The organism is Pseudomonas sp. TE3899, assembly GCF_056279105.1.
The window spans coordinates 2,142,157-2,162,573 of sequence record NZ_JBWBQR010000001.1; the positions used below are offsets into that span (position 1 = coordinate 2,142,157).

Below are 20,417 nucleotides of genomic sequence, written 5' to 3' on the forward strand. Positions count from 1 at the left end.
ACACTTGCCTTTAAGACTCAGCGCAAGGGGACCTTAACTGGGCGCCATTGAAGATGAGCATACCCTGCCCCGGCCAGCGCTCTTCGCTTCGTAGAGTTGCTTGTCTGCTGCTTCTATCAAGGCCTGGAAATCAAGATCACCCGAGGGTGTCAATGTGGCGACGCCTAGTGAAATAGTCACCACACGATCAACATCAGACGCAGAATGCTCGATATCCAATGCCCTGACACCCGCTTGCATTCGTGTCGCAATCTCGACCGCTCCAGAAAGATCAGTATTGGGCAAAACGCAGGCAAACTCTTCGCCGCCATATCGAGCCAGCAGATCGTAGGGGCGTCTAACCGTTTCAGCTAATGCCTGGGCAACGGCTCTCAGACAGCCGTCTCCAGCCTGGTGCCCATATCGATCGTTGTAGCGTTTAAAAAAATCGACATCCGCCAGGATCAGCGACAGCGGCTTTTGCTCTCGAAAGCACTGGCGCCAATCGGCGGAAAGGTCCTCATCGAATTTGCGCCGATTGGCCACCCCCGTAAGGCCATCCATCAGCGCCATGGTCCGTAGCAGATCGCTCTGTAACTTCAGGGTCAGATGTGTTCGCACCCGAGCTTTAACAATAACTGGATTGATGGGTTTGCTGATGAAATCCACCGCACCCAGCTCCAGGCCCAGCAGCTCCTCTGACTCCTGTTGCTGTGCGGTAATGAAGATGATGGGAATGCCTTGGGTGGCCGGGTCAGCCTTGAGTCGACGGCATACTTCATACCCGTCCATGCCCTCCATGACCACATCCAGCAGTATCAAATCAGGCTGTTGAGCCTGGCATACGGTGATCGCCTGTTCACCACTGGTGGCCATAAAGACATCAGAGTCCTCACGAAACAGCTCATGCAGTACCCGGATATTCGTCGGCTGATCATCGACAATGAGCAATTTTGGACGGCTGTGGGGATGCGGCAACCAGGTTTCCATCGATTGTTTCATCAGGCAGATCTCAGCAGGTCACGACCGATCGGCATCGCGGCCGAAAAGTCCAGCGACTGGACCCTGGTCACCAATTCGTCGAACCGGGGTCGCAGTGATGGCGGGGTTTTTGCCACCAATGCGTCGGTCAATTCCAGGGCTTGAAGATTACCCGCCTCCAGCAATAGCAAAATCTCTTCAAGGGATTGCTTCCACTGTGTCGGTTTCATGATTTCGTTGCCAGTACTGATGTTTGCTGGAGGGCTCTGACCAAAGTCGACAGTCATCTGCTCAAGACTGAGTTGCAGTAACCTGCTTAATTCGTCAAACCAGGCGACGTCAGCAAAGATGTTCGCCGCAGACGCTGGATCTTTTAATCTGTGCTCCAGATTACCAGCCAGCATTGACAGCGCCTTGGCCCCCATGGTGCCGCTGCTGCCTTTAATGGTATGGAGCACGAAAGCGGCCCCCGCTGCGTCTTGTTGCTGGATCTGTTCGTGCAACCGGATCAGCTGTTTTTCCAGCTCCGGGCCGAAGTTTTTCAGCACGATGCGGATCAAATCGAGGTCGCCACCAAAACGATCAACGATTGACGCCCGGGAATCCATAATGCCTTCGCCCATCATGGTTTGCCCCAGGCCTGAAACTGCCTGGATGCCCTCACGGCCCACCTGCAAGAGCAGCGTTGCGACAAGTTGTTCCAGGTCGATGGGCTTGCCAACATGCTCATTCATCCCGGCGGCAAAACACGCCTCACGGTCGCTATTGGAGGCATTGGCGGTCATCGCCACGATCGGAAGCGTTGCAAAACGCGGGTTTGATCGAATGCGACGGGTCGCCTCCAAGCCATCAATATCCGGCATCTGGATATCCATCAGTACAACGTCGAAGCGCTCACTCATCACCTTGCTGACACCCTCCAGTCCGCCTCCCGCCAGCCTCACCTCCGCGCCTTCCCTTGTCAGTAACTCATCGGCAACCTGGCGATTGAGCATATTGTCCTCCACCACCAACAGCCGCAGCCCGGCCAGACGCCGGGGCCGGTCAACCGTTGACCGGGAAAGGGGGGAATGCAGCAGGTCTTTGCCGTTGAGTGCAAGCTCAACAGCATCGGCCAGCTGCTTGGGAGTGACAGGTTTAGTGAGAAAACCCACAAAGGAAGCTTCTCCCGCCTGGTGGGCGTCGGCCAATACTTCGCGGCCGTAAGCAGTGATCATAATGACTACCGGCGGTGGCACACCGTTACCCTGCTGATGGATCAATTGCGCAGCGCTCAGCCCATCCATATCGGACATCCGCCAGTCCATCAGCACCACGTCGTAGGCATTACCTGACGCCTGGGCTTTCTTCACCCATTCCACCGCTTGCGTGCCACCACTCACGCGGTCAGCTTTCCATCCCAATGCATGAACAGTTCGCAACAGCAATTCACCCGCCATGGCGTTGTCGTCGACGACCAGAATCCGTATGGACACATCGGCTTCAGGGTGGGTGGATTTCGGCAGAGACGCTGGCGCTACATCCAGAGTGATATCGAACCAGAAACGACTCCCCACACCTTGCTGGCTTTGCACCTGAAGTTCACCGCCCATTAACGCGACCAACCGCTTGCAGATCACCAGGCCCAGGCCTGTACCACCAAAGCGCCGGGAAGTTGAAGCCTCGGCCTGAGTGAAGCCTTCAAAAATACGCTGAAGTTGTTCCGGGCTGATACCGATACCCGTATCAGAAACGGCGATGCGCAAGCTCACAGTGTTTTCCGTGCGCAGCCGTTGTTCAACGCTGACCACGATCTGGCCTTCCAAAGTGAACTTGAGGGCATTACCCGCCAGGTTGATCAGCACCTGTTGCAGTCGCAGGCTATCGCCGATCAGATCGTTGGGTAAATTGGAGTCCAGATCGAACATGACCTCGACTTCTTTCTGGCCCTGGTTGCCTGCCAGCACGACGGCGAGGTCACGCATGAGTGGTTCGAGCTCGAAGGGATGCACATCGAGTTGCAGTTTGCCCGCCTCAATCTTGGAGTAATCGAGGATGTCATTGAGCAAACCCAACAGTGATCTCGCTGCGGACTGCGCTTTGCTCACATAATCGAGTTGGCGACCATCCAGGTCGGTGTTCTGCACCAACTGCAACATACCCAGCACGGCGTTCATCGGTGTGCGTATCTCATGACTCATGTTGGCCAGGAAGGCAGACTTGGCCGCACTTCCTGCATCGGCCTGTTCCTTGGCGTGAAGCAGATGGGACTCGAGTTCGCGTTGGGCAGTGATGTCCCGATTGATACCGGTCACGCGCAAAGCTTCACCGCCCGGACCGCGTTCTATCTGCGCGCCGGCCTGTATGAAACGGGTCTGGCCGTCGGGGCGAACGACACGGAAAATGGTGTCATACACATCCGTGCCCTCGACAGCACCCTTCAACTTTGCAGCCGCGGCCACAACATCATCTGGGTGAACACGCGAGTACCAGTGCTCATAACCCAGGCCGGTATTGCGCAACGACAAAGGCTGCCCGTAGAACTCAAACATGCGGTCATTCCACTTCAAGGCATTGTCAGTCAAGGTCCAGGACCAGACGCCCAGTTCGGCCACTTCAGCCGCCATCAGCAGCTGATCGTGCACCGCCATCAGTTCGCTGCGTTGTTCCAGTGTTGTCTTCAGGCTCGCAGCCAGTTCCTTTTCTGCCGCTTTACGTTCGGTAATGTCTACGGCGATACCCAGGTAACCGCTCAACACCCCCTCGGCGTCGCGCATGGAAGTGACCACCAGCGTGACAGGAACCCGCAAACCATCCTTGCGTATGTAAGTCCACTCTCGGGTTTCTGCGCCTTCAAGCTCAGGTTTATGGGTAAGCACACGAAAACCGATGATGGGCTGAGCGTACTCCTCGCTCAGCTCTACACCACGGGCAGCCACATCTTCGGGTACATGGAAGAGCGCGGGGGTGTCTTTGCCTACTAACTCCTCGGCGTCATAACCCAACAAATGCTCGGCACCTTTGTTGAACACTCTGATAACGCCATCGAGATCCGTCGCAATGATCGAAACCTCGGTAGCCGAGCGTAGCACCGTGCCCAACAGCAGATTGAGATGCCGCAACTCGGACGTTCGCTGCGCAACCTGCTCCTCAAGGTTGGAATTGAGTTCCAGAATCCGGGCCTCAGCTGCTTTTTTCTCCGAGATATCCCTTAAGGTCTTGGAGGCCCCAACGACGCGACCACCCTCGCCATAAATGGGTGAAATGCTGGCGGAGACATCGATCAGTCGCTGGTCTTTGTGATGGCGTTGGGTGTCAAAGCTACCGATACGCTCTCCCGCCCTGATGCGCGCAAGGATATGAGCTTCCTCGGTGACAAGTGCTGCCGGAACAATCAAATCGGCGAGCGTCTGCCCCACCGCTTCCTCGGCGGTGTACCCAAATAGGTACTCGGCACCTTTGTTCCAGTTGGTGACGACGCCATCGAGTGTCTTTCCGATAATGCCATCTGCCGAACTTTCAACGATGGAAGCCAGCCTTGCCTGCTCGGCAAATATCTGCCGCCGACGTTGACGGCTGACGCTCACGACACTCGCCAGGGTCGCCAGAAGCAGCGTGAGAAAACCACCGAAAAACAGCACAACTTTTGGTGAGACCTGGTGTAGGCGCTGAATGAACAGCGCGTTTGCGTCGAGTTCGATTTTCCACCGTCTCCCGTAGACCTCGAACTCCATCTGATGGGTCATCAGTGTTTCACGGCGAGCCGAGTCGTCGGTGCTTTCATAAAACAGCGTCTCTTGTCCTGGGACGGTGATATCCCTTAATCGTAGATGTACCGTCTCATTTTCTATGCGCAGGCCTCTGAGTACCTCCTCCGTGCGCAACACGACATAGCTCCAGCCAAAAGCGGCGGCCTCGCGTTCAGCAGCAGTTGCCGGAGTCACTGCGCCACGAAAGATGGGTAACAACACCAGGAAGGACTGCTGCGGTTTCCCCTGGGCCTGTATAAGCGTTATGGGCCCAGTGATCCGTGCCGCACCGCTTTGTATCGAGGATTGTGCAGCCTCTCGCCGCGAAGTTTCCGAAGCGATGTCCAAGCCAATTGCAGCCTGGTTACCCTCAACAGGGTCGACATACTGGACAACGTAACGCTCGCCTGAATGGGGTGAGAATTGGCGAATGGAGAAATCAGCTTTTCCGTCGGCCCGGGCATGCTTGAGAAATTCGCTTTCATCCTGCTCCAGGACACGCCTGATAAAGCCCAAGGCACTTGCGCCGGGGAACTCGACAGCGAGGTCGCGCGTTTGATTATATTGATCAAAAATCTCACGACTGACGCCATGCTCACCCGCCGTCAGCACCGCTCCACGAGCGCCCCGCAATCCGTATTGGTAAAGATTAAGGCGAGTTAAAACCAAATCTGCGGCTTCGTCGGTGGCCGCTACGATCGCTTCTTGAGCCTGCTGTTGGTTAACGCGGTCAAGGATCCAGCCGCCTAGAATGCTTGCCCCCGCCCCCACCGCCAGAGTGATGACCACTCCCCAGCTCAATGCAAAAAACTTATGCTTTCTCACCCGCATTGCCCCGTTGCAGAAGACCTGAAAGCCTTCAATTTTTAAGGTTCTAACCCAGTTGGGGGGGCGTCAGCAGCTTAGTTCGTATGCGCAACATCAACGTTAAGCCCGGACGATAAAAATGAAGATATCTGAGTAAAAGGAATCGGACGGCAATACAAATAACCTTGCATGATCTGGCAGCCCTGCCTCAGAAGCGTATCGGCCTGTTCCTGGGTTTCTACACCTTCGGCCACCAATTCAAGTCCTAGCGCCTGGCCCAGCTTGATGATCGCTTCAATGATTGCCGAATCGCTTTTGTCGGTGAGCATATCTCGCACAAAGCTCTGGTCTATTTTCAGCACATCAATGGGAAATCGCTTGAGATAAGCCAGGCTCGAATAACCGGTGCCGAAATCGTCGATCGAAATGCGAACCCCGAGGTTCTTGAGAAGAAAGAGGGTCTCTCGAGCGTTATCAATTTCCCTGGCCAGCACCCCTTCGGTAATCTCCAGTTCCAGGAATCTTGCTTCCAGTCCGGATTCGACCAGGATGCTTTTCACCATGTCCAGAAAGGAGGCTTCGCGAAACTGCACGGCAGAGATGTTCACGCTAATAGAAATGTCATGACCCTGCTCACGAAGCACCCTCGTGTCCTTGCAGGCCTGGAGCAGAACGTATTTTCCAATGGGAATGATCAGCCCGGTTTCCTCTGCCAGAGGAATGAAATCGGCAGGTGAAATCAAGACACCGTCATGATTGCGCCAGCGGATCAGCGCCTCCATCCCGATGATCCGGTGATACCGGGCATCAATTTTCGCCTGGTAAAAAACCTCGAAAACACCTTCTTCCAGGGCGCTACGCATATGGCGCTCAAGCAGGTGCCTGGCACGCAGGCTGCTCTCGATATGTGAAGAGAAAAAACAATAGCGATTACGGCCTGAAAGCTTCGCCTGGTACATGGCGGCATCGGCGTGCCGGTAAAGCGATTCCACATCGCAGCTGTCTTCAGGGAACACACTGATGCCGATGCTCGCGCAAAGGTCGTATCGGTTTGCCTGGATTGAAAAAGGACTGGAGATTGTGGCGAGCACCCTTTCAGCGAAGTCGCCAACGGCATCGAAACTGACTACCTCCGGCAGGAGGAGGATGAACTCGTCCCCTCCTTGTCTGCTGACGGTATCCTCCAAACGCAGGGATCTCGACAATCGCGATGCAACCTCTTGCAACACCAAATCGCCAACCGAGTGGCCCATCGAATCGTTGATGACTTTGAAGTTATCCAGATCCAGCAGCAGCATCGCCACACGGCCATGGTTGCGACGAGCCTTTTGTAGCGCCTGCTCGGTACGATCCTGCAACAGTATTCTGTTGGGCAGCCCGGTCAATGCATCGTGATTGGCAAGCCTCTTCGCCTCCTTGCGCAAGGCGATATGAGCTTTGATGCGGGCTCTGGCAACCGGGACATTCAGCGGCTTTTGAATGAAGTCCACGCCGCCGCACTCCAGAGCGAGCAGCTCATCGGCTGTCTGCGTATGAGCGCTGACAAAAATGACCGCTGCATCCAACAGTTCGGGATCAGACTTTAGCGCCCGACACACCTCGAAGCCGCTCATGCCTGGCATTTCTATGTCGAGCAAAACCACATCGGGCCTGAATTGGCGCGCAATCTCAAGCGCCTGCTGACCATTTTGGGCGATATAGACTTCAGCTAAATCTTTCACTGCCGTGCTCAGGACTCTTAGATCGGTGACTTGGTCATCGACGATCAGGAGGATGGGTTTGAGACTGAACGTCTTGTCGTGCATTCCGTTACTCCTGCCAAATCCCTTTCATTGAGTGACAAGCCATCCTGAACAGCTTCTATCTGCACCGGAACATCCAGCCGGCCTGGCTCAGGCCAGGCCGGCCAATCGTTGCAGTCTTTCGACGTCAGCTTCGGATTCACCGTTGTTCATGGCGGCGGCAAGGCGCATCACCACTTGTTCGCGCCGAACTTGCATGGGAGGCAGCGCATAAATAGCGCCTATCAACTCACGTAGAACCATAGGCAGTCCCCAGCGTGCTTTCAAGCGAACGGCAAAAGGCGCTGCAAAATCGCGGACAGCGTGCGAGAGCGTTTCTTCGTCCACGCTATTGCCCTGGTTCTCCCATTTCCGGGTCTGGTAAAGCACACAGAGCTCGCCCATGCGGTGCAACAGGGCTGCACACTGCAAGGGCGCAGGGTCCAAACCGCATTGTTGAGCCAATAGAACAACCTTCTCAGCCAACTGCTCAGCATCATCCAAATGAGCCTGGACGAGCGTCATCAACATGCCGTCAAGTTGAGTATTAGTCTGTCGCAGGGCCTGGCTAATCGCCAGGTTCACGCTGGTAAGCCCTCCTAACCGTGTCAGGGCACCGTTCAAATTCGTGCAGCGCTGGCCGAGCCCGAGATACGCGGCACCGTTGGCTGCCGCGATCAAATGGGCGCACAGCGCCGGGTCGTGCTGCCAGTCATTGGCGAGTTCGCGCAAATCCATCGACGCCCCGCCATAGCCTAGTTGAAGCTTGTCCTTTACCGAGGCCAGCAAAGGCAAGTCCAACTCATCGGCAGACAAACCACTGAGATAGCTGATCAGGTCTTCAGTATTGAGCGTGACGGTCTGGGGGGGCTCATCAAGCGGAAGGAGTGCGTCGAGAAACTGTACGACGCGCGAAACCTGGAATGGCTTGGTGAAAAAAGCGCTGATCCGCAGCGATTTCACCGCCAGCACGCTGTCTCGATCAGCGCGACCGGTGATCATGATCAGCGGCGTATCCTGGTCTTTTTCGCGAATTTTCTGCAGCAGGTTGACGCCGGGAGCATCCGGCAGATTCCAGTCGGCCATAACCAACTGGTAAGTGTTCGGCTGCCAGGCGTCTAACGCACTGGCGACATCGATAAAGCAATCGATTTGCGCAACCGGGCGGATGCTCAACACGAGCTGTTTTAAAAGATCTGATATCCAGGGGTCATCATCCAGAATCATCACTCGCATTCGGTAATCCTCACTGGATTGACACTCAACTTCACAACGCCTTAGGAACCAGGATTATCGGCCACCTGCAAAAAATTGATGTCGTTGAGATCAATGGATGAGGTTGTAACCAAGCGAATTTGAGTCAGTCACGGCAATTTCCCTTTGGCTGATGGCAAGATGGCATCCTTGAGGCTCGAATCTATTCCTCACCAGCAAACTATACAAGCGCTCAACAAGGCACAGGCTCGCGAGGCATTTGGCGGAAGTTGAAGATGACCGCAACGCCTGAGGGCACTTCGGCAAGCCCTGAATGGTCTAGTGTTGCTCAAGCCAGGCGTTAGCCCCACTTTCTGAAAAGGCACCGACCATGATCATCGTTCACCACCTGAACAACTCCCGTTCCCAGCGCATTCTCTGGCTGCTCGAAGAACTGGCCATCCCCTACGAACTGAAGCTCTATCAGCGCGATCCGAAGACCAACCTCGCGCCACCGGAGCTGAAAGCCATCGATGCCCTGGGCAAGTCCCCGGTAATCGAGGATGGCGCGCAGAAGCTGATCGAGTCCGCCGCGATCATCGACTACCTGATCCGCCGTCATGGCCAGGGTCGTTTGCAACCTGATCCGTCCACCGCCGCCTACGATCAATACGTGCAATGGCTGCACTTCGCCGAAGGCTCGGCCATGCTGCCACTGATGCTCAATCTGTATGTCGGCAAGTTGGGTGAAGCCGGTGCGCCGCTGCATCCACGGATCAATTCGGAAGTGGCCAACTACCTGAGCTACCTCGACACCGCACTGAGCGGTTCCGATTACCTGCTCGGCGATGAGCTCAGCGCTGCGGATATCCAGATGAGCTTTATCGGCGAGATCGCCCGGGCCCAGGGCAAGTTGCGTGACTATCCGCACATCGCTGCGTGGGTTGAACGTTTCCAGGCCCGCCCGGCCTATGCCGCGGCGTTGAAAACAGGCGGAAAATATGACTTCGCGCCCAACTGAGCCTTAAAGATTCGCCATGTCTCGAATAGAACTTCACGCCGCCCAGCGCGATGAGCTGCAGACGATTGAAAACCTGATGCAGTTCTACGTGTATGACTTCAGCGAGTGGCTGCCGCTGAAGCTTGGCGAGCATGGTTTATTCAATATACAGCCCAAGCCGGGTTACTGGCGCAATCCGGCGACGCAGCCATTCCTGATCAGGGTTGACGGCGAACTGGCCGGGTTCGTGACCGTCGATGACGACACACACGTGGCCGGGGCCGAATTCAACATCGGCTACTTTTTTGTCTGTCGACGCTTTCGTGGCCAAGGCGTCGCGAAGTTTGTCGTCTCTGCCCTCTTGAGCCGATTGCCCGGTCAATGGCAAATTTTCCACATCGACGCGAACCCGCCTGCACGGCGGTTTTGGGCCCGAGAGATGCCTGCGCTCACCTCGGGAGAATTCACAACGCATCAACTGGCAGTGGACGGTTATCCCTGCACGCTCTACCGCTTTGAAACCGCGCCCCACAGCCCTTCAGCCGCCCTTTCCTAATTCCAAAACCACTTTGTCCGACAATATGTAGTGACTAAAAATAATCACTACATAATCGTTGACGCCGTCGATTTGCCCTTGCATGATGCAGGCAACTCCCCGATCGGGAGTAAAGGCAACACGTTTGAGCAAGCTCGTCTGACCGCCGAGCTGTTTTTCCCGGATACACGCTGCCCACAAGGCAGATTGAAGAAGCTGACCTGGCCCGAACGTCCAGTACAAGGACGAGAAGCGCTGGCGAAACGTACTCATGAAGCTTGTGGCCGACCCTCAAAACGTCGGCAGTGGCCTTAAGGTTTTCGCCGCTTCTCTTCGTTGTGACGCTATTGCGTAGCAGTTATTCAACACGACTACATGCAACAGACGCGAGACCCCGTCAATTTGGCGGCTGATCGCTGACGTCCTGGTTTCGGTGCCAGGGATCAACTAACCGATGGGCTACCGGTATTAGCGAATCAACTTTGAAAGATCACCAAATGGTCAAGGGGCTTAATGATGAATCTGAACAATCAACCGACTATCGATGAACTGGCTCGTATGTTCGCTGCGCAAAAAGACAGCCACGACAGCCATATCCTGTGGATCAGCAAGTCGGGCCAGGTGCACATGGACTGCCTGTCGCCCCATGCTCACGAAGCAGAGTTCGACCAGAACAACCAGAACTTGCTGGCCCGATTGAAGATGTACCGTCGCGGCCAGGGTTATGTCGGCAAGAAAGCCGCGGCCGATAAGGACTTCATCGGTAATGTTCTGCAAACTCTGAAACAGGCGTGGGCATCGATGCAGAACCAGAACGAAGTTCGGGTGATTGATCGGTTCTATTAATCAAGATTGAAAAAGGGCCTGCTCCCCTCAAGGAGCAGGCCCTTTTTTATGCGCGACGTTTACCGCCCCTAAACAGGCTTCATTTCCAACACCAACTCCACAAACGCCAACGCTGCTGCGCTGTGGTAATTGTTCTTCCTGCGCAACAACGCCGCGCCCCGCTGCGGCGCTTCACCCTGCAACGCAATCTTGCGCAACGCCCGATCCTCGGTCGCAATCGCCTCCGGCAAAATGGTCGCGACCGCCGTATGCCGAATCACCTCCAGCAACGTACTCACCGAATTCACCTCGATCACCACTTTGGGGGTGATGGCCTGTTGGCGAAAGTAGTCATCGATGGATGATCGAGTGATGAACTCCGGCGCCAGCAACGCAAACTCCAGCTGCGCCACCTCGCTCGGCGCCAGCGTCCCTTGGCTTTCAAACAACGGATGATCACGCCCGACCATCAGTCCCAGCGTCTCGACAAACGCCGGGATGCATTCGATCTCGGGATTACGCACCGGCGTAAAGGCAATGGCGATGTCCAGTGAGTCGTCCGCCAGCCCGGCCTCGATGTCGTCCATGGACAGTTCGAAAATCTCCAGATGGATGTTCGGGAAGCGTGCCGAGTAATCGCGCACCAGCGGCCCCATCAAATACGCCATGAAGGTCGGCGTCATCGCCAGGCGCAAGGTGCCACGGGACAAATCCTTCACGTCATGCAACGCGCGCTTGCCCGCCTCCAGCTCCACCAGCACCCGCCGGGCGCATTCGATGTAGGCCACGCCGGCGTCGGTGGGTTTGACCGTGCGCGAAGTGCGGTCGAACAGGCTGACGCCCAGGGTTTCTTCCAATTGCCGGATCTGTTGCGACAGGGTCGGCTGAGAGACGTGCAGCGCTTCGGCGGCGCGGGTGAAGCCGCCGTGGTCGGCGACGGCGATCAGGTAACGCAGATGTCGGAGCAGCATGGGCAAATCCATCTATAGGCTGTGCTTATGCCGCGCATTGTATATCGGTCTTGGACGCTATGGATCAATCGGCAGAAGATTGCTCCACACACAGCAACAACCCCATCCGATAAAGGAGTCACACCATGCAACAGTCCCACGCTTACAACGACCAGAGTCTGGCCCTGACCACTTCGATCCTCGACGCCAAGGCGCGCAAAAACCTGTCCTGGCAGGACCTGACCGACGGCACCGGCCTGGGCCTGGCCTACGTCACCGCCGCCCTGCTCGGCCAGCACCCACTGCCGGAAGCCGCCGCCAAAGTGGTCGGTGAGAAGCTGGACCTGGACGCTGACAGCATTGCCCGTCTGCAGATCATCCCGCTGCGCGGCAGCCTTTCGGGTGTGCCGACCGACCCGACCATCTACCGCTTCCACGAAATGATCCAGATCTACGGCACCACCTTGAAAGCCCTGGTGCATGAGCAATTCGGCGACGGCATCATCAGCGCCATCAACTTCAAGCTCGACATGAAGAAAGTCGAAGACCCGGAAGGTGGCTCCCGCGCTGTGATCACCCTGGACGGCAAGTTCCTGCCACTGCGTCCTTTCTAACTCAGTACCGGCCCGCGCTTAACGTGCGGGCCAACCACCCCGACCTCTTCCACTCACCACGTTCATCTGGAGGCTGCCCCATGCACAAATTTCTGCTCGCACTCTCGCTGATCGCCGGCCTGGCAACCCAGGCTCAGGCCCAGGACAGCGCCGTCGCCTACCAGTACGGCATGGACCTGGATATCGCCCAAGTCGTCAGCATCACCCCGGTCGCCGATGTCTGCGGCCCGACCCCGGTGGAGATGACGTATCTCGATTCCAAAGGCGTGACCCACATTCTGCAATACAGCGAATTCGGCACCGGCTGCTCGAACTGAGCCGCCCCCGTTCAGCACTTATGAGGAAGCACACATGAAAGCGCTCATCGACGGTTTTTTGAAGTTCCAGAACGAAGCCTTTCCACAACGCACCGACCTGTTCAAACACCTGGCCACCACCCAGCACCCCGGCACGTTGTTCATCACCTGTTCCGACAGTCGCGTGGTCCCGGAACTGCTGACCCAGCAAGAACCCGGTGAGCTGTTTGTGATCCGCAACGCCGGCAACATCGTGCCGTCCTACAGCCCCCACCCCGGTGGTGTCTCGGCCACGGTCGAATACGCGGTCGCCGTGCTCGGCGTGACGGACATCGTGATCTGCGGCCATTCCGACTGCGGCGCCATGACCGCCGTGGCCAAGTGCAAATGCAAATGCATGGATCACCTGCCCGCCGTCAGCGGCTGGTTGCAACACGCCGAGTCGGCTAAGGTCATCAATGAATCCCGCACCCACGCCAATGAAGCGGCCAAGGTCAGTTCGATGGTGCGCGAGAACGTCATCGCGCAACTGGCAAATATCCAGACCCACCCGAGCGTGCGCCTGGCCCAGGAAAAAGGTCTGTTGAACCTGCACGGTTGGGTGTACGACATCGAGACCGGTTCGATTGACGCGCTGGACGCTGACAGCCGCCGCTTTGTGTCCTTGGCCGAGCATCCGGTGACGTGCGCGATTCAAGCGCGCTCCGTAGACGCCGCCGCTTGAGAGATGAACATCGATACCCGACGCAGCGCCCCCGGTTAACGGGAGCGCTGCGTTCTGGCTTTACCTGTCGTCACGCCGACGCTCAGTGGTTTCTTCCGCATTGGGCGGTGTTGACGTGCTGCCTGGCTTGAACACATGCGTGCGCAAACCGCTGGCCTCGACATCGACCACGCCATTGATCGTGCGGGCCAGGTCCATCGCCTGTTCGCACTGTCTATGGGTGTCGACGAGGCCGCTCAACGCCACCGTACCGGCGTGAGTCTTGACGTGGATATGCAGGCCAAGACCGGAATCGGCCTTGGTCAGGGCCGATTTGACCCTGGCGGTAATCCACGCATCGCGAGCGACCGTCGCCAGGCCATGGGAATACTGATCAAAGGAATGAAGTTTCATGGTGAAAACCTCCATGACGCAAACACAGACACCCTTTGAGTATAGTTCGGCCGTTACAGGGCTCAGCGTTTGACCGACAAATCGGTCTGGGTCATGCGGCTGCGAATGGTGAACACCCCATCGCCGGACAGAATCGCGCTACGAGCGAACAGGCGACCGCTTTCCCAGTTCGAAAGGCCCAGTTCCGGCTTGTTCAGCGCGTATTGGCCGTCGACCCAGCGAGTGATGCCGTTGCCGACAAACGGGGCATTCACGGCGTTGTAGAAACGCTCGTGGGCCTCGGCGGTTTCACTGATCAGCGACACGGTGAATTGCGGGCTGTAGCGGTTGAACAAGGCGATGGCCTGATCGAGGTCGTCGACGATTTTCAGGCTGACTTCCGGGGTTTCTTCCCACTCCCACTCGCGACCCAATTGATCTTCCGCCAGCGGCTCGGCCATCGCTTCGGTGACATAGCCTTCGGCGCGGTAGACCTCGACGCTAGCGGTTTGCCAATCGCTCGGCAGGAATGATTCGCTGCCCTCGACGATGTGCAATTTGCAGCCCTGGCCGCGAGCCGTGCCGGCCTGTTGCAAGGCGTCGAGAAACAGCGGCACCAGTTCAGCGGCGCGGTCGCGCTGGATCAGGCAGACGTTGAGGGTGTTGCAGACTTTGCGGTCCAGGGAGTTGCGCACCACGGCGGCAAATCGCGTGGCATCCGCGCCTTGATCGGCGATCAGCCAGGCACCGCCAGTGCCATGCAGGCTGACGGCGGTGCCGGCCTGTTGGGCGATGCTGCCCAGTTGACTGACCGCTCGACCCGACCCACGGGCAACGGCCAGCGACAGACGCCGATCTGCAAACATCGCCCAACCGGCCGCGTGATTGACGCTCTCCACCAGCGACACCGCGCCGGCCGGCAACCCGGCATCGGCCAGCGCCGGATTCAACGCGTGCGCGACGATGGCTTGCGCGGTGCCCAGCGCGTCGCTGCCAATGCGCAGCACGGCGGTGTTGCCGGTGCGCAGTACGCCAGCGGCGTCGGCAAACACATTCGGCCGCCCTTCGAAGACGAAGGCGACGATGCCCAGCGGCGACACCACTTGCTCGACTTTCCAGCCGTCATGCTCAACACAACTGATGACTTTGCCGCGCGTGGCCGACGCATCGCGCCAGGCCCGCAGGCCGGCGATCATGTCGCGACGCATGCGCTCATCGGCCAGCAACCGCGTGGTGGAACGCCCGCGAGCCTTGGCGCGCTCGATGTCAGCCAGGTTCGCGGCTTCGATCAAGGCCCAGGTTTCGGCGGTTTCCAGGCGTTGGGCGAACAGGTCAAAGAACTTGCTGATGGCCGCGTCCGACACCGCCGACATCGCCGTGAACGCCGCTTGCGCGCGCTCGATCGCCACTGTCGCTGCTTGCTGGTCCACTACCGGGATCAACAACAATTCGCCGCTGACCTGTTCCACCAGCAAATGGTCACCGGGCTGAAAACGTGCCGCGAGTTCGGGGCTGACCACGGAGACACGATTACCGGCAAAAGGGATTGGCGTGCCAGCGACGAGACGTTCGAGCATCAGGGACATGAAGCGGTTTCACCATGCAGGGGGCGGCCGGAAAATGTATAGGAAATTCGCCGAAGCGTCATTACCGGCGCCGGACCTTAGAACACCGACCAGCCAATCCGCTGGCTCAACAACTCCAGCGCAGCCATCCCCGCCAGCGAATTGCCCGCCGCGTTCAGCTCCGGCGACCACACGCACACGGTGAATTGCCCCGGCACCACCGCGACAATCCCGCCACCGACGCCGCTCTTGCCGGGCAGGCCGACGCGGTAGGCAAAGTTGCCCGCTTCGTCGTAAAGGCCGCTGGTGGCCATGATCGAGTTGACTTGCTGGGTCTGCCGGGCGGTAAGGATCTGTTCGCCACTGTGTTTGCAGAAGCCGTCATTGGCCAGGAAGCAGAACGCTCGCGCCAAATCGACGCAACTCATGCGCAGCGCGCAGTGGCTGAAGTAGCTGCGCAGTACGGCTTCGACGTCGTTGTGGAAATTGCCGAAGGATTGCATCAGGTAAGCCATCGCCGCGTTGCGCGCGCGGTGCTGGTATTCGGATTCGGCGACCTTGCCATCTACCATCACTTGCGGGTTGCCGGACAAGCGCCGCACGAAATCACGCATCGACAGGGCCGGTGCGGCGAAGCGCGACTGGTTGATGTCGCAGATCACCAGCGCCCCGGCGTTGATGAACGGATTGCGCGGGCGGCCGCGCTCGAATTCCAGCTGCACCAGGGAGTTGAACGGCTGGCCAGACGGCTCGTGGCCCAGGCGTTCCCAGATCGCTTCGCCGGAATGATCGATGGCCTGCACCAGGCTGAACACCTTGGAAATACTCTGCACCGAGAACAGCGTCTCGGCGTCCCCGGCGCAGTACAGTTCGCCGTCGTTACCGTACACGGCAATGCCCAATTGGTTGGCCGGCACCGTGCCGAGGGCGGGAATGTAGTCAGCCACCTTGCCCTGGCCGATCAGGGGACGAACTGCGTCAAGGATCTCGTTCAACAGCGCTTGCATGCCGGGTTCCGAAGTCTCGCCCCATGGGTTTGCGGGGACACAGTCGCTAGACGCCACTGGCGCGGGACGGATCACAGTTTTGTAGGGGAATGTATCTGGCGCACGTGCTGATACATGAAGAGGCTTTCAGGACATATCGCCCACACACCGCACTGGAACACTCCGGTTGTCTGCTGACCTCGGTCGGCCCTTGCTCCGGAGTAGCTGTCATGAATACCTCAATCCCGCGTTATCACGGCTGGTCGCTGTTCGGCCTGCTGTCCTTGTTGGTACTGCTGATGACCGGCCTGATCCTGGTCCTCAACCCGGATCTGGTGGAAGCCACCCGCAGCGCGATTCGCGCCACGGCCCGGACCTCGTTTGCGTTGTTTCTGGCGGCGTTCCTGGCGTCCGCTTTTGCCGTGCTGGTGCCCTCGCCCTTTACTAAATCCCTGGTGCGCGAGCGGCGCTTTATCGGTTTGGCGTTTGCCTTTTCGCACCTGGTACATGCGGTGTTGATCTATAGCTATGGGCAGTTGAATCCGGAGTTCTGGCCGGGGCGTACCACGGTGGGCAATATCCCCGGCTCGGTCGGCTATCTGTTCATTGTGTTGATGGCGATCACTTCATTCAAAACCACCACAAAAATGATCGGTCCCAAAGCCTGGAAAGCCCTGCATGTGACGGGGATGTGGGTGATTGCGGCGGTGTTTACCTATTCCAATTTCAAACGGATTCCGATGAGCGTCTGGTATGTATTGCCGTTCGGCATCATGTGCGCCGCGATTGCCGTGCGGTGGGTGGGCAAACTCGCGTTGAAAAACAAGCGCAGCCAGCGCCACGCCTACCCCTGACTGAAATACGCCGCTCCCGCGGGGGGATTTCGTTGTTATTGGATGCTGCATCCGGCCGTGTATCTGAGTGTGTACAGCTGCCCTTTCGATACACCCCTCGCCTAAAACCCCATCCCGACGACATACCGCAGATACACCCGCTTGATGAAATGTGCGGGTCGATTGGCCAAGCCGATCAAAGCCCTCAACGGAGATCAAGCCCATGAACACTTCACTGTCTTCGGCCGTCAAAGGCCTGCACCTGAACCTCGACCGCGCCGGCAGCTGGATTGCGCCGCTGACCCTGCGCATTTTCCTTGCCTGGGAGTTTTTCGAGTCGGGCCTGGAGAAATGGAACGGCGAGAACTGGTTCGCCGACATCCAGGACGCCTTCCCCTTTCCGTTCAACCACGTACCCGCCACGCTGAACTGGGAACTGTCGATGTGGGCCGAGCTGATCTGCGCCCTCGCCCTGCTGGTGGGCCTGGGTACGCGGGTGTCGGCGATGATCCTGATCGTGGTCACGGTGGTGGCGACCGCAGCCGTTCACTGGCCGGCCGATTGGTCTACATTGAGTGAACTTGCCCAGGGCTACGCCATCACTAATAAGGGTCACGGTAACTTCAAGCTGCCGCTGATCTACCTCGTCGCCCTGATGCCGCTGTTGCTGTCCGGCGCCGGCAAGCTCAGCCTCGATGCATTGCTGGCTCGATTCTTCTGGCGTCGCGCTACCGCTGAAACGTCAGTGTCTCGATAACGTCCCATACTCAAAAAAAATGGAGCCATGGTCATGAGCCTCACACTTTACGGTTTCGACGGCAGCACCTACGTGCGCACGGTGAAGATGTTGCTGGTCGAGAAAGGCGCGGATTTCACTCAGGTGCAGGTCAACGTCTTAAAAGGCGAACCGCACCTGCCGGAACACCTGGCGCGCCACCCTTTCGGCAAGGTGCCAGTGATTGATCACGACGGTTTCCGGGTACTCGAAACCGCGGCGATCATGGCCTATCTGGATGAAGTGCTGCCCGGCCCGTCGCTGACCCCGGACAACGCCCATGACCGCGCGCGTAATCACATGGCCATGGGGCTCTACGATTCTTACGGCTACGGCGCGCTGGTCTCGGTGTTCGGTTTTCACTTGTTTCCGGATTTCATCGGTGGGCAGAATGAAGCGTCGCGGCGCAAAGGCATCGAAAATTCCAAGCGTGTGATCCGCGAATTAATGAAGATCAAGGGTGATGATCCGTTCATCGCCGGGCTTGACCCCAGTTTCAGCGACTTCTACCTGGCCCCGGCCTGCGCCTACATCGCGATGACACCCGATGCAGCGCAAGTGTTTGCCGTGGACGGTTTCGCCGAGTGGTGGAAACGTCTGCAGGCCTTGCCGAGTTTCCAGGCGACCCTACCGCAATAAATCCAACTTTCACTGACGAAGACAGGAGCCACCATGAGCGTGACCACCCAATGGATCGAAATCGACAGCCCCGAAGGCAGATTCGGTGCTTACCTGGCGATTCCCCACACCCAGAAAGGGCCAGGGATTGTGTTGATTCAGGAGATCTTCGGCGTCAACGAACACATCCGCTCGGTTGCCGAGCAGTACGCCGCCGACGGCTATCTGGTGATTGCACCGGACCTGTTCTGGCGCAGCGGCCCGCGCATCGAGCTGGGCTACGACGAGGCCGGCTGGAAACGCGCGGTCGAGCTGATGAATGCCACCGATGTGAACGCGGCACAGGCTGACATCAAACTGGCCATCGATGCCCTGCAAGCCCAACCGGGCCTGGATGGCGGTATCGCCTCCATCGGTTACTGCTTCGGCGGCTTGCTGTCGTACCACACTGCCGCCAACGGCTTCGTCGACGTGGCCATCGCCTATTACGGCGGCGGCATCCAGAACCAATTGGACCGTGCCGATGAAATCCAGGTGCCGATCCTGATGCACTTCGGCGAAGCGGACAGCCACATTCCACTGGAAGCCGTGGAGAAAATCGCTGAGCGTTTCGACACCAACGACAACGTGGAGATTGTGGTGTACCCGGAGGCCGAGCATGGTTTCAACTGCTCACACCGCGACAGCTACAACCAGCGTGCAGCGGTCGAGGCCCATGGCAATACCCTGATCTTCCTGGGTATGGAACTCTAAGACTCAACCCGCCCCCAGCAGGAGCGAGGCTTGCCCGCGAAAGCGTCATTCCAGAAAACCATTTCTATCGCCTGGAATGACGCCTCAAAACCCAACGCACCCCCCCTGTAGGAGCGAGGCTTGCCCGCGAAAGCGTCATTCCAGAAAACCATTTCTGTCGCCTGGAATGACGCCTCAAAACCCCAACGCAAAACCCTTGTAGGAGCGAGGCTTGCCCGCGAAGGCGTCATTTCAGACAACCATTGTTTGTCGCCTGGAATGACGCCTTCGCGGGCAAGCCTCGCTCCTACAGATTGGTGGCGAGGGCGCTGGCTCGCCACAGGTGCGTGCTGGCCCTGCCCGCCCACGTGACAAAAATTTCATTTTCTGCGCACCCAATCTTTTGCCGATTCGACGTCCAATTCATCAGCAACATCCACTTTCGGATGCAAGCCCTGAGGAGTTGTCATGAAAGCTGTGCACCCCTTGATCAAGTTGCGGCATGTCTTGCTCGTTCCCCTGGCGCTCGCGGCGCTGGCGAGCACGCCGGTATTTGCCCAGCCCGAGATCATCATTCGCCAGGCGCCACCGCCACCGCGCATGGAGCAGGCGCCCATGGCCCGCCCCGGTTATGCCTGGGACAACGGCCACTGGCGCTGGGACGGTCGGGGTTATGTGTGGGCGCCGGGGCATTGGCAACGGATGCACCACGCAGGGCGCTGGATGCCCGGTCATTGGGAGGCGCGCGGACCGAACTGGTACTGGATCGAAGGGCGCTGGGTCCGTTGAGTCCTGAACGCAAGACCTGCCGGTTCGCCATCCGGGCGCCGGTTCGACTGAATCAAGGAATCTGGCTATGTCCCGACTATTCAAGACCACCGTTATCGCCGGCCTCATGGCGATCACCCTGTCCGGCTGCGTCATCGAACCGGCCCGCCCGCACCGACCGCCGCCACGGGTGGAAATGGTCCCGGTGATGCCCGCGCCGGGGTATCACTGGGTGGCTGGGCACTATCGATGGGCTCACAACGAGTGGGTGTGGGTGCCGGGGCATTGGAAGGGGTATTGAAGCGGGCCTAGTCTGCTGACACTGAACCTGTGGCGAGGGAGCTTGCTCCCGCC

General features: G+C 58.1%; 21 protein-coding genes. 12 read left to right on the forward strand and 9 right to left on the reverse strand.

Annotation, left to right across the window (positions count from 1 at the left end; genetic code table 11):
* Positions 1-33: 33 nt before the first annotated feature.
* The 4 genes from ACZ89E_RS09495 to ACZ89E_RS09510 all read right to left on the reverse strand — a co-directional run bounded on the left by ACZ89E_RS09495 (position 34) and on the right by ACZ89E_RS09510 (position 8,512).
* Positions 34-981 (reverse strand): diguanylate cyclase, encoded by a 948-nt coding sequence (locus ACZ89E_RS09495; RefSeq protein ID WP_476255465.1) that lies wholly within the window; start codon positions 979-981, stop codon positions 34-36.
* Positions 981-5,519, reverse strand: coding sequence for a PAS domain-containing hybrid sensor histidine kinase/response regulator (locus ACZ89E_RS09500; RefSeq protein ID WP_476255466.1), 4,539 nt, complete (start codon positions 5,517-5,519; stop codon positions 981-983). Before ACZ89E_RS09500 ends, ACZ89E_RS09495 begins: the two co-directional genes overlap by 1 nt.
* Positions 5,520-5,590: 71 nt before the next feature.
* Positions 5,591-7,300 carry a two-component system response regulator gene (locus ACZ89E_RS09505; protein ID WP_149658425.1) on the reverse strand — a complete coding sequence of 570 codons (1,710 nt, stop codon included), beginning with the start codon at positions 7,298-7,300 and terminating at the stop codon, positions 5,591-5,593.
* An 87-nt stretch (positions 7,301-7,387) separates the two neighbouring features.
* A complete protein-coding gene (locus tag ACZ89E_RS09510; protein WP_463260357.1) occupies positions 7,388-8,512 on the reverse strand; it encodes an HDOD domain-containing protein in 1,125 nt (374 codons plus the stop codon).
* Positions 8,513-8,861: 349 nt separating this feature from the next.
* Here ACZ89E_RS09510 and ACZ89E_RS09515 point away from each other — a divergent pair, with 349 nt between their 5' ends.
* Both ACZ89E_RS09515 and ACZ89E_RS09520 read left to right on the forward strand, forming a co-directional pair.
* Positions 8,862-9,491, forward strand: a complete 630-nt coding sequence (locus ACZ89E_RS09515; RefSeq protein ID WP_476255467.1) for a glutathione S-transferase family protein — start codon at positions 8,862-8,864, stop codon at positions 9,489-9,491.
* Between the two features lie 16 nt (positions 9,492-9,507).
* Entirely contained in the window at positions 9,508-10,026 is a 519-nt protein-coding gene (locus ACZ89E_RS09520) for a GNAT family N-acetyltransferase (protein WP_476255468.1), read from the forward strand.
* Here ACZ89E_RS09520 and ACZ89E_RS09525 read toward each other — a convergent pair.
* The gene (locus ACZ89E_RS09525) at positions 10,009-10,278 is read right to left on the reverse strand and encodes a hypothetical protein (RefSeq protein WP_476255469.1); all 270 of its coding nucleotides are present in this window, start codon (positions 10,276-10,278) and stop codon (positions 10,009-10,011) included. The genes ACZ89E_RS09520 and ACZ89E_RS09525 overlap by 18 nt on opposite strands.
* A gap of 243 nt (positions 10,279-10,521) precedes the next feature.
* Here ACZ89E_RS09525 and ACZ89E_RS09530 point away from each other — a divergent pair, with 243 nt between their 5' ends.
* Entirely contained in the window at positions 10,522-10,851 is a 330-nt protein-coding gene (locus tag ACZ89E_RS09530; protein WP_133836029.1) for a hypothetical protein, read from the forward strand.
* Positions 10,852-10,919: 68 nt separating this feature from the next.
* Here ACZ89E_RS09530 and cynR read toward each other — a convergent pair whose 3' ends face one another.
* Positions 10,920-11,801: a transcriptional regulator CynR gene (gene cynR, locus ACZ89E_RS09535; RefSeq protein WP_476255470.1), complete on the reverse strand. Its 882-nt coding sequence runs from the start codon at positions 11,799-11,801 to the stop codon at positions 10,920-10,922.
* Between the two features lie 125 nt (positions 11,802-11,926).
* On the opposite strand from cynR, the gene cynS reads away from it, so the two are divergent.
* The 3 genes from cynS to ACZ89E_RS09550 all read left to right on the forward strand — a co-directional run bounded on the left by cynS (position 11,927) and on the right by ACZ89E_RS09550 (position 13,414).
* Positions 11,927-12,394: a cyanase gene (cynS, locus tag ACZ89E_RS09540; RefSeq protein WP_133836027.1), complete on the forward strand. Its 468-nt coding sequence runs from the start codon at positions 11,927-11,929 to the stop codon at positions 12,392-12,394.
* Positions 12,395-12,474: 80 nt separating this feature from the next.
* Positions 12,475-12,711 (forward strand): DUF2790 domain-containing protein, encoded by a 237-nt coding sequence (locus tag ACZ89E_RS09545; protein WP_476255471.1) that lies wholly within the window; start codon positions 12,475-12,477, stop codon positions 12,709-12,711.
* 34 nt (positions 12,712-12,745) lie between these two features.
* Positions 12,746-13,414 carry a carbonic anhydrase gene (locus tag ACZ89E_RS09550; protein WP_476255472.1) on the forward strand — a complete coding sequence of 223 codons (669 nt, stop codon included), beginning with the start codon at positions 12,746-12,748 and terminating at the stop codon, positions 13,412-13,414.
* A 60-nt stretch (positions 13,415-13,474) separates the two neighbouring features.
* Here ACZ89E_RS09550 and ACZ89E_RS09555 read toward each other — a convergent pair whose 3' ends face one another.
* The 3 genes from ACZ89E_RS09555 to glsB all read right to left on the reverse strand — a co-directional run bounded on the left by ACZ89E_RS09555 (position 13,475) and on the right by glsB (position 16,358).
* Positions 13,475-13,807, reverse strand: coding sequence for a BON domain-containing protein (locus ACZ89E_RS09555; protein WP_476255473.1), 333 nt, complete (start codon positions 13,805-13,807; stop codon positions 13,475-13,477).
* Between the two features lie 62 nt (positions 13,808-13,869).
* Positions 13,870-15,372 carry an aldehyde dehydrogenase family protein gene (locus ACZ89E_RS09560; RefSeq protein WP_476255474.1) on the reverse strand — a complete coding sequence of 501 codons (1,503 nt, stop codon included), beginning with the start codon at positions 15,370-15,372 and terminating at the stop codon, positions 13,870-13,872.
* A 77-nt stretch (positions 15,373-15,449) separates the two neighbouring features.
* Positions 15,450-16,358 carry a glutaminase B gene (gene glsB / locus ACZ89E_RS09565; RefSeq protein WP_149658434.1) on the reverse strand — a complete coding sequence of 303 codons (909 nt, stop codon included), beginning with the start codon at positions 16,356-16,358 and terminating at the stop codon, positions 15,450-15,452.
* A 209-nt stretch (positions 16,359-16,567) separates the two neighbouring features.
* Between glsB and ACZ89E_RS09570 the strand changes: the two genes are divergently transcribed.
* From ACZ89E_RS09570 to ACZ89E_RS09595, 6 genes are all read left to right on the forward strand, one after another.
* Positions 16,568-17,191, forward strand: a complete 624-nt coding sequence (locus tag ACZ89E_RS09570) for a ferric reductase-like transmembrane domain-containing protein (RefSeq protein WP_149658435.1) — start codon at positions 16,568-16,570, stop codon at positions 17,189-17,191.
* Between the two features lie 202 nt (positions 17,192-17,393).
* Complete coding sequence (locus ACZ89E_RS09575; protein WP_476255475.1) at positions 17,394-17,927, forward strand: HvfX family Cu-binding RiPP maturation protein; 534 nt, start codon at positions 17,394-17,396, stop codon at positions 17,925-17,927.
* A gap of 33 nt (positions 17,928-17,960) precedes the next feature.
* Positions 17,961-18,584 carry a glutathione S-transferase family protein gene (locus ACZ89E_RS09580; RefSeq protein WP_476255476.1) on the forward strand — a complete coding sequence of 208 codons (624 nt, stop codon included), beginning with the start codon at positions 17,961-17,963 and terminating at the stop codon, positions 18,582-18,584.
* Positions 18,585-18,617: 33 nt separating this feature from the next.
* Positions 18,618-19,316, forward strand: a complete 699-nt coding sequence (locus tag ACZ89E_RS09585; protein WP_476255477.1) for a dienelactone hydrolase family protein — start codon at positions 18,618-18,620, stop codon at positions 19,314-19,316.
* 447 nt (positions 19,317-19,763) lie between these two features.
* Positions 19,764-20,084 carry a YXWGXW repeat-containing protein gene (locus ACZ89E_RS09590; RefSeq protein ID WP_149658439.1) on the forward strand — a complete coding sequence of 107 codons (321 nt, stop codon included), beginning with the start codon at positions 19,764-19,766 and terminating at the stop codon, positions 20,082-20,084.
* Between the two features lie 67 nt (positions 20,085-20,151).
* On the forward strand, positions 20,152-20,364 hold the full coding sequence (locus tag ACZ89E_RS09595; RefSeq protein WP_149658440.1) for a YXWGXW repeat-containing protein: 213 nt from the start codon (positions 20,152-20,154) through the stop codon (positions 20,362-20,364).
* The last annotated feature ends 53 nt before the right edge of the window (positions 20,365-20,417 follow it).

Bases quoted from the DNA above. Each gene is read 5' to 3' on its own strand.
- ACZ89E_RS09495 (WP_476255465.1), bottom strand. From the start codon at position 981: ATGAAACAATCGATGGAAACCTGGTTGCCGCATCCCCACAGCCGTCCA.
- ACZ89E_RS09500 (WP_476255466.1), bottom strand. From the start codon at position 5,519: ATGCGGGTGAGAAAGCATAAGTTTTTTGCATTGAGCTGGGGAGTGGTC.
- ACZ89E_RS09505 (WP_149658425.1), bottom strand. From the start codon at position 7,300: ATGCACGACAAGACGTTCAGTCTCAAACCCATCCTCCTGATCGTCGAT.
- ACZ89E_RS09510 (WP_463260357.1), bottom strand. From the start codon at position 8,512: ATGCGAGTGATGATTCTGGATGATGACCCCTGGATATCAGATCTTTTA.
- ACZ89E_RS09515 (WP_476255467.1), top strand. From the start codon at position 8,862: ATGATCATCGTTCACCACCTGAACAACTCCCGTTCCCAGCGCATTCTC.
- ACZ89E_RS09520 (WP_476255468.1), top strand. From the start codon at position 9,508: ATGTCTCGAATAGAACTTCACGCCGCCCAGCGCGATGAGCTGCAGACG.
- ACZ89E_RS09525 (WP_476255469.1), bottom strand. From the start codon at position 10,278: ATGAGTACGTTTCGCCAGCGCTTCTCGTCCTTGTACTGGACGTTCGGG.
- ACZ89E_RS09530 (WP_133836029.1), top strand. From the start codon at position 10,522: ATGAATCTGAACAATCAACCGACTATCGATGAACTGGCTCGTATGTTC.
- cynR (WP_476255470.1), bottom strand. From the start codon at position 11,801: ATGCTGCTCCGACATCTGCGTTACCTGATCGCCGTCGCCGACCACGGC.
- cynS (WP_133836027.1), top strand. From the start codon at position 11,927: ATGCAACAGTCCCACGCTTACAACGACCAGAGTCTGGCCCTGACCACT.
- ACZ89E_RS09545 (WP_476255471.1), top strand. From the start codon at position 12,475: ATGCACAAATTTCTGCTCGCACTCTCGCTGATCGCCGGCCTGGCAACC.
- ACZ89E_RS09550 (WP_476255472.1), top strand. From the start codon at position 12,746: ATGAAAGCGCTCATCGACGGTTTTTTGAAGTTCCAGAACGAAGCCTTT.
- ACZ89E_RS09555 (WP_476255473.1), bottom strand. From the start codon at position 13,807: ATGAAACTTCATTCCTTTGATCAGTATTCCCATGGCCTGGCGACGGTC.
- ACZ89E_RS09560 (WP_476255474.1), bottom strand. From the start codon at position 15,372: ATGTCCCTGATGCTCGAACGTCTCGTCGCTGGCACGCCAATCCCTTTT.
- glsB (WP_149658434.1), bottom strand. From the start codon at position 16,358: ATGCAAGCGCTGTTGAACGAGATCCTTGACGCAGTTCGTCCCCTGATC.
- ACZ89E_RS09570 (WP_149658435.1), top strand. From the start codon at position 16,568: ATGAATACCTCAATCCCGCGTTATCACGGCTGGTCGCTGTTCGGCCTG.
- ACZ89E_RS09575 (WP_476255475.1), top strand. From the start codon at position 17,394: ATGAACACTTCACTGTCTTCGGCCGTCAAAGGCCTGCACCTGAACCTC.
- ACZ89E_RS09580 (WP_476255476.1), top strand. From the start codon at position 17,961: ATGAGCCTCACACTTTACGGTTTCGACGGCAGCACCTACGTGCGCACG.
- ACZ89E_RS09585 (WP_476255477.1), top strand. From the start codon at position 18,618: ATGAGCGTGACCACCCAATGGATCGAAATCGACAGCCCCGAAGGCAGA.
- ACZ89E_RS09590 (WP_149658439.1), top strand. From the start codon at position 19,764: ATGAAAGCTGTGCACCCCTTGATCAAGTTGCGGCATGTCTTGCTCGTT.
- ACZ89E_RS09595 (WP_149658440.1), top strand. From the start codon at position 20,152: ATGTCCCGACTATTCAAGACCACCGTTATCGCCGGCCTCATGGCGATC.